This is a genomic window from Hydrogenophaga taeniospiralis CCUG 15921 (assembly GCF_001592305.1).
In the GTDB taxonomy this organism is placed as follows: domain Bacteria; phylum Pseudomonadota; class Gammaproteobacteria; order Burkholderiales; family Burkholderiaceae_C; genus Hydrogenophaga; species Hydrogenophaga taeniospiralis.
Window position 1 is genome coordinate 257990 of sequence record NZ_BCWR01000015.1, and the last position, 10214, is coordinate 268203.

The following is a 10214-nucleotide window of genomic DNA, read 5'->3' on the forward strand; positions in this document are numbered from 1 at the left end:
GCTCAGGCGGCCTGCAGGCCCTGGGGCGTCGCACGCACCAGGCGGCGCAGCTCAGGGATGCACGAGCCGCAGTTGGTGCCGCACTTCAGCCCGCCCTGCAGGGACGCCAGACGCTGCTCGTCGCTGCCATCGCAGCGCCGCAGGTGGGCGCCGATGTCGTCTTCGCTGACGTTGAAGCAGGTGCAGACCTGGCGGCTGCGGGCCACGATGGCGACCGGGGCCTTGGCGCCCGGCATCAGCAGCAGCCGGCCGTAGCCCTCGGCGGGCAGCTCGTCGGCGAGCAGGGGTTTGATCCAGACCTCGGCGCGGGTGTCGCCCGCCAGCACGAAGGCTTCGAGCCGTGTGGACCCGCCGTCGCGCAGCAGCCGCGCGGTGCGCCGCTGGCCCAGGCGCTTGTCGACGTAGCGCAGCGTGTCGGCGGTGTTCAGGTCCAGCAGGGTTTCGATGCGTTCGATCAGGGCGGTGTCGGGGGCATCGTGCGCGCTGGCGCGCAACAGCACGCCGGCGCGGTCGCGGCCGAAGGGCACGCAGGAGGCGAATTCGAACGAGGGCATGAGCGTGCGCAGCTCGGCCTGCACGGCCAGTGCGCGCTCGGCGGGCAGCCAGGCCATGGCCAGCAGGTTCCAGGGCAGTTCGGCCTTGAGGATCTTGACCGCGGCGTGCTTGAGCTCGGGCTGTTTCGAGGTGGGGCAATAGGCCGAGGTGGTGAGCGCGTTGACGCCGGCCAGCGGCTCGCCGGCGCCGCTGCGCCCGCTCAGGTACTCCGGCCCCCAGTGCATGGCGATGAAGGCCTGCGACAGGCCGATGTCGCTGCTGGCCTGCAGCGGCACCAGGATGGAGCCCCGCTTGCTGGTCACGTGCACCAGATCGCCGTCTTTCAGACCCCGGCGCTGAATGTCCTGCGGGTGCAGCTGCACCACCGGCTCGGGCACATGGCCAAACAGGCGGCCGAGCGTGCCGGTGCGGGTCATGCCGTGCCACTGGTCGCGCAGGCGCCCGGTGGTGAGCGAGAACGGGTAGCGCGATTCGCGCGGCTCGGCCAGCGGCTGCCAGGGCAGGGCAGCGAAGCGGGCCTTGCCGTCGGGCGTGGGGAAGTGGCCGTTTTCGTACAGCCGGGTCTGGCCCGTGGCCTCGCCTTCGCGCAGCGGCCATTGCTGCGGGCCTTCGTTTTCCAGCTTTTCGTACGAGAGGCCGGTGATGTCGAGATCGCGGCCGCGGGTGGATTCGCGGTGTTCGAGCCAGATCTGCTCGGGGGTCTGGTAGGGGAAGAGGGTTTTCTCCGGCTGCTCCGCCATCGGGGTCAGAGCCGAATTTCGTTCGAGGTTTTTGGTGGCCTCGGGGGTTGTTGTCCTGAATTCGGGTCTGACCCCGATGGCTCCAACCCCGTTGGCTCCCAGGGTGGCCTCCAGCCTTTGCGCGAAGTCGACCGCGATGCGCCAGTCGTGCCGGGCCTCGCCTGGGGCGGGCACGGCGGCGCGCACGCGGCTGATGCGGCGTTCGCTGTTGGTGACCGTGCCTTCTTTTTCGCCCCAGGTGGTGGCGGGCAGCAGCAGGTCGGCCCAGTCGCAGGTGGTGGCCGTCGCGTAGGCCTCCTGCACTACGACGAACTCGGCGCGCTTGAGCGCCTGGCGCACCGTGGCCTGGTCGGGCATGGACTGCGCCGGGTTGGTGCAGGCGATCCACAGCGCCTTGATCTCGCCGTCGGCCGCGGCCTGGAACATCTCCACCGCGGTCTTGCCCGGCTTCGAGGGCACGTCGGGCACCCCCCAGAGCGCGGCCACTTCGGCGCGGTGCTCGGGGTTGGCCAGGTCGCGGTGGGCGCTCAGCAGGTTGGCCAGGCCGCCGACTTCGCGGCCGCCCATGGCGTTGGGCTGGCCGGTCAGGCTGAACGGGCCGGCGCCGGGTTTGCCGATCTGGCCGGTGGCCAGGTGCAGGTTGATCAGGGTCGCGTTTTTCGCCGTGCCGCTGCTGCTCTGGTTCAGGCCCTGGCAGTACAGGCTGAGCGTGGCCGGCGAGGTTGCGAACCATTTGGCCGCCGTGAACAGGTCTTCCTTGTTCAGGCCGCAGACCTGCGCCACGTGTTCGGGCGTGCACTCGCGCACCAGCGCCCGCAGCGCGTCGAAGCCAGTGGTGTGCGCGGCGATGTAGGCCGGGTCGACCCAGCCCTCCCACAACATGATGTGCAGCAGGCCGTGGAACAGCATCACGTCGCTGCCCGGTTGCAGCGGCAGGTACAGGTCGGCGAGGTCGGCGGTGTCGGTGCGGCGCGGGTCGGCCACGATCACCCGCATGCCGGGGTGGTTCTTCTTCGCTTCCTCGATGCGGCGGAACAGCACCGGGTGGGCGAAGGCGGCGTTGCTGCCCACGATGAACAGGCAGTCGGCGTGGTTCACGTCGTCGTAGCAGGCGGGCGGCGCGTCGGCGCCCAGCGTGAGCTTGTAGCCCGCCACCGCGCTGCTCATGCACAGGCGCGAATTGGTGTCCACGTTGTTGGTGCCGATCAGGCCCTTGGCCAGCTTGTTGAAGACGTAGTAGTCCTCGGTCAGCAGCTGGCCGCTGATGTAGAAGCCCACCGCGTCGGGGCCGTGCTCCGTGATGGTGCGGGCGAAGCGCTCGGCCGCCAGGTCCAGCGCCGCGTCCCAGCCGACGGGCGTGGGCGCGGCCCCGCGCGCCAGGCGCTGCATGGGCTGCAGCAGCCGGGTCTGCCGGGCGATCTCGGGCGCGGCCGTCAGGTGCAGCGTGGTGCCCTTGGTGCAGAGCTTGCCGAAATTGGCCGGATGGTCCGGGTCGCCGCGCACGCCGGTGATCTGCTGGCCCTGGCTTTCGATGAGCACGCCGCAGCCGACGCCGCAATACGGGCAGGTGGAGCGGGTGATGGACGTGCTCATGCTCATGCGCAGGTTTTAGCCGCAGCGCCGGGCCGCCCCAAGCCAGGCTGCGCCCCCTCGGGGGGCAGCGACCCGCGCAGCGGCGGAGCGTGGGGGTCATCGTTCTTACGACGGGCGGGGCCGGCGATGGGGCGCGTGAGGTCCAGCGCCTGGGTGGCCAGCTCTTTCGCGTCCAGGAACACCTGGCCGTCTTCCACCTTCACCGCGAACTTCGGTGTGCAGCCCTCGTCGGGTGCGGCGGCCTGGCCGGTGCACAGGCCGATGGTCCAGTTGTGCAGCGGGCAGGCCACGCTGGTGCCGAACACGATGCCTTGCGAGAGCGGGCCGCCCTTGTGCGGGCAGCGGTCGAGCAGGGCGAACACCTCGTTCTGGTCGTTGCGGAACACCGCCACGTCCAGGCCTTTCTCGCGCGCCACGCGGCGCGAACCCAGCACGGGGATGTCGTCGACGCGGCAGATGGGCTTCCATTCACTCATGATGCTTCCAGTCCTCAGGTTTTGATGGCGGCGTACATGCCGGTGACCCGGTCCATGACGCTGAGCAGGTTTTCACTCGTCACGAACACGTCGGACAGGGGTTTGGCGGCGGCGCCCGCGGTCTGCATGCGCTGCAGCGCCTGGTCGAAAAAGAACCACTGGCCGTCGGCCAGCTGCAGTTCGGCGCGGATGCGATCGGTGGCCTCGGGGGCGTTGCGCAGCAGCTCCATGGCGCTCAGGAACTCGGTGCGCGCCTTGCCGATTTCGGCCGTGGCGGTGGGCGCGTCGATGGGCAGCGTGGCGGCGAAATAGAGCTTGGCCATGCGCTGCGAGAGCATGCGCTGGCGCCCGGCCACGTTGACCAGCTTGCCCACCGGGCGGCCGGAGCTGGCTTCGTACTGCAGCGTGCCCTGGTGGGCCAGCGCGAGCACCCGCGCATCGGCCTGCAGCACGGCGCCCGCGCCCGCCTTGCCCGGCGCGGTGCCGATGAGCGCGGTCTTGTAGTCGCTCCAGGCCGCTTCGAGCTTCACGTAGGTGTCGCGGATGTCGGCCGAGGGCGCGTAGGCCTTGAGCTCGACGAGCTGGCGGTCGAACAGGGCCATCGACTTGTCGAGCACCACCTGCGCGCTGCCGCTTTCGGTCTTGTGCACCAGCGCCAGCCAGGCCTTGCCCATGCGCTGCGAGAGCATGCGCTGGCGGCCGGCCTTGTTGATGGCGTCGTTGAGGTCCAGCACCTGGGCCCGTGCATTCAACAGCGGGAACCCGGCAGCGGCGGCGACGATCAGGGTTCTGCGATTCAACATTTGGGGGTTCATGGCAACTTCTTTCCAAAAAATCCACAGTGTCTGGCGCGGCGGATTTCAGAAAAATGGCTCAGTTGAAGAATTTCACGAAAGAGCGCTCACGGCCTCGAACTGGCGGGTGTCCACCGCGGCTTCCTTGAGGTCGAACCAGGGGTCGGGCTCGCCGTCCAGCGCGAACTGCAGCTGTTCCCACAGGGCCCTGCGGCCTTCGTGGTCTTCCAGGATGCGTTTCTTCACGTAGTCCAGGCCGACGCGGTTCACGTAGTGCACCGTGCGCTCCAGGTACCAGCCCTCCTGGCGGTACAGCTCGCAGAAGGCGCCGGTGTACTCCAGCACCTCGGCAGCGGTCTTCACCTTCACGAAGAAGTGCGCCACCTCGGTCTTGATGCCGCCGTTGCCGGCGATGTACATCTCCCAGCCGGAGTCCACGCCGATCACGCCCACGTCCTTGATGCCGGCCTCGGCGCAGTTGCGCGGGCAACCCGACACGGCGAACTTGACCTTGTGCGGCGCGTACATGCGCCACATCGCGCGCTCCAGGTCCTTGCCCATCTGGGTCGAGTCCTGCGTGCCCATGCGGCACCACTCGCTGCCCACGCAGGTCTTCACCGTGCGCAGGGCCTTGGCATAGGCGTGGCCGCTGGGCATGCCGATGTCTTTCCAGACGTTGACCAGGTCTTCCTTCTTCACACCGAGCAGGTCGATGCGCTGGCCGCCGGTCACCTTCACGGTCGGGATCTTGTACTTGTCCACCGCGTCGGCGATGCGGCGCAGCTCGTCGGCCGTGGTCTCGCCGCCCCACATGCGCGGGATCACCGAATACGTGCCGTCCTTCTGGATGTTGGCGTGCGAGCGCTCGTTGATGAAGCGGCTCTGCGGATCGTCCTTCGCCTCCTTGGGCCAGGTGCTGATCAGGTAGTAGTTGATGGCCGGGCGGCAGCTCGCGCAGCCGTTGGGCGTCTTCCAGTTCAGGTGGGCAAACACCTGGGCCGTGGTCAGCAGCTTGCTGCCGTCCGGCAGCGGCGTGCGGATGGCTTCGCGCACCGCTGCGTGGCCGTGCTCGGTGCAGCCGCACATGGCCTTGAGTTTGGGTGTGGCCGAGTAGTCGCCGCCGGCGGTGAACATCAGGATCTGTTCGACCAGGCCGGTGCAGGAACCGCAGCTGGCGCTGGCCTTGGTGTGCTTCTTCACCTCGTCCAGCGTGAACAGGCCCTTTTCCTTGATGGCCTTGCAGATGGTGCCCTTGGTCACGCCGTTGCAGCCACAGACCTCGTCGGAGTCGGCCATGGCCGCGGCCTTGCTCTGGCCCTGGTGGCCGGCGTCGCCCAGGTGGCTCTCGCCAAACATCAGCTTGTCGCGGATGTCGTTGACCGTGCGGCCTTCGCGCAGCAGTTTGAAATACCAGCTGCCGTCCACCGTGTCGCCGTACAGGCAGGCGCCCACCAGCTTGTCGCCCTGGATCACCAGCTTCTTGTAGACGCCGCCCGAGGGGTCGCTCATCACGATCTCTTCGGTGTTGTCGTCGCCCATGAAATTGCCGGCGGAGAACAGGTCGATGCCCGTCACCTTGAGTTTGGTGGACGTGAGCGAGCCGGTGTAGCGGCCGATGCCGAACTCGGCCAGGTGCGTGGCCAGCACCTTGCCCTGCTCGAACAGCGGAGCCACCAGGCCGTAGGCGATGCCGCGGTGCGCCGCGCATTCGCCCACCGCGTAGATGCGCGGGTCGGTCACGGTCTGCATGGTGTCGCTCACCACGATGCCCTTGTTCACATACAGGCGCATGGATTCGGCCAGCGCGGTGTTGGGGCGGATGCCCACGGCCATCACCAGCAGGTCGGCCGGCAGCTCGGTGCCGTCTTTGAAGCGGATGGCCTTCACGCGGCCGTCTTCACCGCCCACCAGCTCCTGCGTCTGCGCGCCGATCAGGAACTTCATGCCGCGCGCTTCCAGCGAACCCTGCAGCATCTTGCCGGCCACGTCGTCGAGCTGGCGCTCCATCAGCCAGGGCGCGACGTGCACCACGCTCACCGTCATGCCGCGCTTCATCAGGCCGTTGGCCGCTTCCAGGCCCAGCAGGCCGCCACCGATGACCACCGCATGCTTGTAGGTGGCGGCCGCGTCGATCATGGCCTGGGTGTCGGCGATGTCGCGGTAGGCCAGCACGCCCTTCAAGTCTTTGCCGGGGATGGGCAGGATGAAAGGGTTGGAGCCGGTCGCCATGATCAGGCGGTCGTACTCGGCCGACACCTTCTCGCCGTTCGGGCCCACCGCATGCACCACGCGCCGGATGCGGTCCACCTCGGTGACCTTGTAGCCCGCGTGCAGGGTGACGCCGTTGTCGGTGTACCAGGACCAGTCGTTCAGCACGATCTCGTCCAGCGTCTGCTCGCCCGCCAGCACCGGCGAGAGCAGGATGCGGTTGTAGTTCGGGTGCGGCTCCGCGCCGAAGACCGTGATGTCGTAGAGGTCCGGGGCGATCTTGAGCAGCTCTTCAAGCGTGCGCACACCGGCCATGCCGTTGCCGACCATCACCAGTTTTGCTTTTTTCATCGCGGGGACTCCATTCATGTGTGAATAACTGAGGGGCGTCCAGGCGAGAGGCGAGCGACAACGCGCACGCAGGCCAGGACACGGAATTGGGTAGGGATATACGATCGGGCCGACCGAGCAGTCGGCGCCAGACAGGCCTTCGTGGCCGCCTGGACAAGCTACGCACGTCGTTGTGCGTGGAACCCTCAGCGCACCGGCTGGGGTGGACGCGTCGTTACGTCCGACGTGAAATAAGCAATACCTGTGCCACGCAACGAAGCGTGCCCAGGCCCCTCTTTTTCAGGCATTCTTGGTGCCTGTTCCGTGCCGCCCCTCGTGGCGCACGCTGTCTACCCAAGTCTTTGATTCATATGCATGTTTCTGTGGTTTTGTTGTGTGATGGGCTGGCCCGCCAGCCGCTGGTGAACGACCTGGAGGCCGCGGGCGCCCAAGTGCTGGCGGTGGTGGAGGCTTGCAGCCAGCTGGTGCAGAGCGTGGTGCGCCATGCACCAAGTTTGGTGGTGGTGCAGGCCACCCCGGCCGACGAGGCCTTGTTCAAGGCCACGCAGACCCTGGCCGAGGTGTCGCCGCTGCCGGTGCTGGTGTTCACCAACGATGGCGATGCCGCGCACATCGTGCAGGCCACCGAGTCGGGCGTGCACGCCTACGTGGTCGGTGGCTACGGCGCGCAGCGCCTGCGCCCGCTCATGCAGCTCGCGCAAGCACGCTTCAAACGCGAGCAGGCCCTGCTCGAAGAGCTGCGCGACGTGTCCACCCGCTTCGAAGAGCGCAAGGCCGTGGAGCGTGCCAAAGGCATCCTCATGAGCGCGCGCCAAGTGTCAGACGACGGCGCCTTCGAAATCCTGCGCACCGCTTCCATGCACAGCAACCAGCGCCTGGGCCAGGTGGCGCAGCACATCATCCAGTCGGCCCACTTCGCCGAGGGCGTGAACCGCGCCGGGCAGCTGCGCATGCTCTCGCAGCGCCTCGTCAAACACTGGCTGCTGCGGCTCGCGGGCGTGCAGGTGGCGCGGCACCTGGCGCTGCAGACCGACTCGGCCCAGCGCATCGACGCCAACCTCGCGCTGCTCGGCAAGAACCTCTCGCAACCCACCTTCGGCGACCTGCTGGCCCAGGTGGTGGCCACCTGGAAAGCCCTGAAAAAAGCCCTGAAGGCCGAACCTGCGCTGGACCAGCTCGCTCCCATCAACGCGCTGGCCGAGCGCCTGCTGCAAGACGCCGAGCGCCTCACCGCCAGCCTGGAGAGCGCCGGCAGCGTGGCGCCGCTGCGCATGCTCAACATGGCCGGGCGCCAGCGCATGCACTCGCAGCGCTTTGCCAAGGCGGCGCTGCTCGGGGTGCTGGAGCCCGGCGAGCCGCAGCTGCAGCACCAGGCCGACATGGAAGCCGCGCGCCAGGCCTTCGAGCAGGGCCTGGCCTACCTGAACGGCCTGCCCCTGTCCACGCCCGAGATCCGCCGCACGCTGGAGTCCGCTGCGCAGGGCTGGCTACAGGTGGTGACCGGCGCCGACCACGTGCGCCGCCCGGCCGGGCGCGACCGCCTGCTGCGCCTGGAAGGCCTGGCCAGCGCCAGCGAAAGCCTGCTCGACGATTTTGAGCAGCTCTCGGCCCAATACGAACGCAGCATGCAGATGCTCATGGGTTGACGCATGGCCTTTCATATAGATATTGGTTTCGTCTGCCAGACCGGCCGCAAGGACAGGAACGAAGACTTCTGCGCCGCCATGCTGCCGCCCGCGGGGCAGGAAGACATGGGCTCCATCGTCGCCATCGCCGACGGCGTGAGCACTGGCGGCATGGGCGGCGAGGCGGCGCAGACCACCGTCACCAGCCTGGTGCGCAGCTACCACGACACGCCCGAAACCTGGGACACCACCGTCGCGCTCGACCGCATCATCGGCGCGCAAAACGCCTGGCTCACCGGCACCAACCACCGCCGCCAGCCCGCCATGGGCCTGACCACGCTCACCGCGCTGGTGCTGCGTGGCCAGTCGTACACCGTGGCCCACGTGGGCGACTCGCGCTGCTACCTGCTGCGCGAAGGCCAGACCCTGCTGCTCACCCACGACCACACCGTCAACCACCCCGACATGCGCCACCAGCTGCTGCGCGCCGTGGGCCTGGAAGACCACCTCGTGGTGGACTACCTGCAAGGCGACCTGCAGGTGGGCGACACCTTCGTCATGCTCACCGACGGCGTGCACGGCAAGCTCTCCGAGCGCCAGCTCGCCGAGTGCGCTGCCCCCGCCGGCCAGGCGCCCGGCGCCCAGCCCGCCGCCGAGCGCCTGGTGGCCCAGGCCCTGGCCGCCGGGAGTGACGACAACGTGACCGCCATGGTGGTGCGCGTGCTCGACCTGCAAGGCCCCAACCTGCAAGACGCCGACCGCGCCGCCCAGAGTCTGCCCGTGCCGGCCAAGCTCAAGGTGGGCGAGAGCATCGACGGCTTCACCGTCACCGCCACCGTGGCCGACAACGGCATCAACCTGCTCTACCAGGTGCGAGACCCCAAGAGCCAGACGCTCTACGCCTTGAAAACGCTGCACCCCGCGCGCGCCCACGACCAGGACGAACGCGCCATGCTCGCGCACGAAGCTTGGCTCGCCAAACGCATGATGTCGTCGCGCGCGGCCGGCCACCTCGTTGCCATCCACGACCCCCTGCCCAACCGCCAACCGCGCAGCGCCTGCTACCTGCTGTACGACTGGCACAGCGGCGAAACCCTGCAGCAACTGCTGGACCGTCAGCAAAAGCTCGGGCCGGTGCAAGCCGTCAGCGCCGCCATGCAGACGCTGCGCGTGCTCGGCCTGCTGCACCGCCAGGGCGTGATCCACCGCGACATCAAACCCGCCAACCTGCACCAGGGCGACGACGGCGTGCTGCGCGTGCTCGACCTCGGCGTGGCCCTCACCGGGCGCGAACCCGAAAGCATGCGCCGACTGCACGCCGGCACGCCCAGCTTCGTCAACCCCGAGCAGTGGGGTCACAACAGCAAGGCCGGTGGCGGCAGCGCCACCGAAGGCGAGCCCGAGCTGCCCGACGCCCAGAGCGACCTGTTCGCGCTCGGCGTCACGCTCTACCAGTTGCTCACCGCCCGGCTGCCCTACGGCGAAGTGCTGCCCTACCAGGTGGGCCGCTATTACCGCGACCCCACCCCCCCCAGCCGCCACAACCCCGAAGTGCCCATCTGGCTCGACCACGTGGTGCAGAAAGCCGTGGCCCGCGACAAGAGCCAGCGCTTCGAAACCGCCGAAGAGTTCCTGCTCGCCCTGGAACGCGGCGCCTCACGCCCGCTCACCGTGCCGCCGGCGTCGGCGCTGCTGCAGCGCGACCCGACGATGTTGTGGAAGCTGCTGCTGGGGTTGAGTGCGCTGTTTAATTTGCTGCTGGTGTATTGGTTGTTGTTTTTGCCGAAGTGAGCGGGCGGGATGCGGTCACCACTTTGGCGTTGGTGGGTGATGAACTGATCGCGTATTGCGGGGGGACGGTTGTCGACCCCG

6 protein-coding genes are annotated in these 10214 nt (G+C 68.3%); 2 read left to right on the forward strand and 4 right to left on the reverse strand.

The genetic code is table 11. The features are described from left to right. Nucleotides 1–2: 2 nt before the first annotated feature. The 4 genes from HTA01S_RS18100 to nirB form a co-directional block, all read right to left on the reverse strand. Complete coding sequence (locus HTA01S_RS18100) at nt 3–2894, reverse strand: nitrate reductase (RefSeq protein WP_245638130.1); 2892 nt, start codon at nt 2892–2894, stop codon at nt 3–5. Further along, nucleotides 2891–3364, reverse strand: a complete 474-nt coding sequence (gene nirD / locus HTA01S_RS18105; RefSeq protein ID WP_084236234.1) for a nitrite reductase small subunit NirD — start codon at nt 3362–3364, stop codon at nt 2891–2893. Before nirD ends, HTA01S_RS18100 begins: the two co-directional genes overlap by 4 nt. Nucleotides 3365–3378: 14 nt before the next feature. Beyond that, nucleotides 3379–4164, reverse strand: coding sequence for a type IV pili methyl-accepting chemotaxis transducer N-terminal domain-containing protein (locus HTA01S_RS18110; RefSeq protein ID WP_456318562.1), 786 nt, complete (start codon nt 4162–4164; stop codon nt 3379–3381). A gap of 87 nt (nt 4165–4251) precedes the next feature. Next, nucleotides 4252–6717 carry a nitrite reductase large subunit NirB gene (gene nirB, locus HTA01S_RS18115; RefSeq protein WP_068174127.1) on the reverse strand — a complete coding sequence of 822 codons (2466 nt, stop codon included), beginning with the start codon at nt 6715–6717 and terminating at the stop codon, nt 4252–4254. Between the two features lie 350 nt (nt 6718–7067). Between nirB and HTA01S_RS18120 the strand changes: the two genes are divergently transcribed. After that, a complete protein-coding gene (locus HTA01S_RS18120; protein WP_068174128.1) occupies nt 7068–8363 on the forward strand; it encodes a type IV pili methyl-accepting chemotaxis transducer N-terminal domain-containing protein in 1296 nt (431 codons plus the stop codon). 3 nt (nt 8364–8366) lie between these two features. Then, nucleotides 8367–10133: a bifunctional protein-serine/threonine kinase/phosphatase gene (locus tag HTA01S_RS18125; RefSeq protein WP_068174129.1), complete on the forward strand. Its 1767-nt coding sequence runs from the start codon at nt 8367–8369 to the stop codon at nt 10131–10133. Nucleotides 10134–10214: the final 81 nt, after the last annotated feature.

Coding starts and splice junctions, on each gene's coding strand:
- HTA01S_RS18100 (WP_245638130.1), bottom strand. CDS start 2,894: ATGAGCATGAGCACGTCCATCACCCGCTCCACCTGCCCGTATTGCGGC.
- nirD (WP_084236234.1), bottom strand. CDS start 3,364: ATGAGTGAATGGAAGCCCATCTGCCGCGTCGACGACATCCCCGTGCTG.
- nirB (WP_068174127.1), bottom strand. CDS start 6,717: ATGAAAAAAGCAAAACTGGTGATGGTCGGCAACGGCATGGCCGGTGTG.
- HTA01S_RS18120 (WP_068174128.1), top strand. CDS start 7,068: ATGCATGTTTCTGTGGTTTTGTTGTGTGATGGGCTGGCCCGCCAGCCG.
- HTA01S_RS18125 (WP_068174129.1), top strand. CDS start 8,367: ATGGCCTTTCATATAGATATTGGTTTCGTCTGCCAGACCGGCCGCAAG.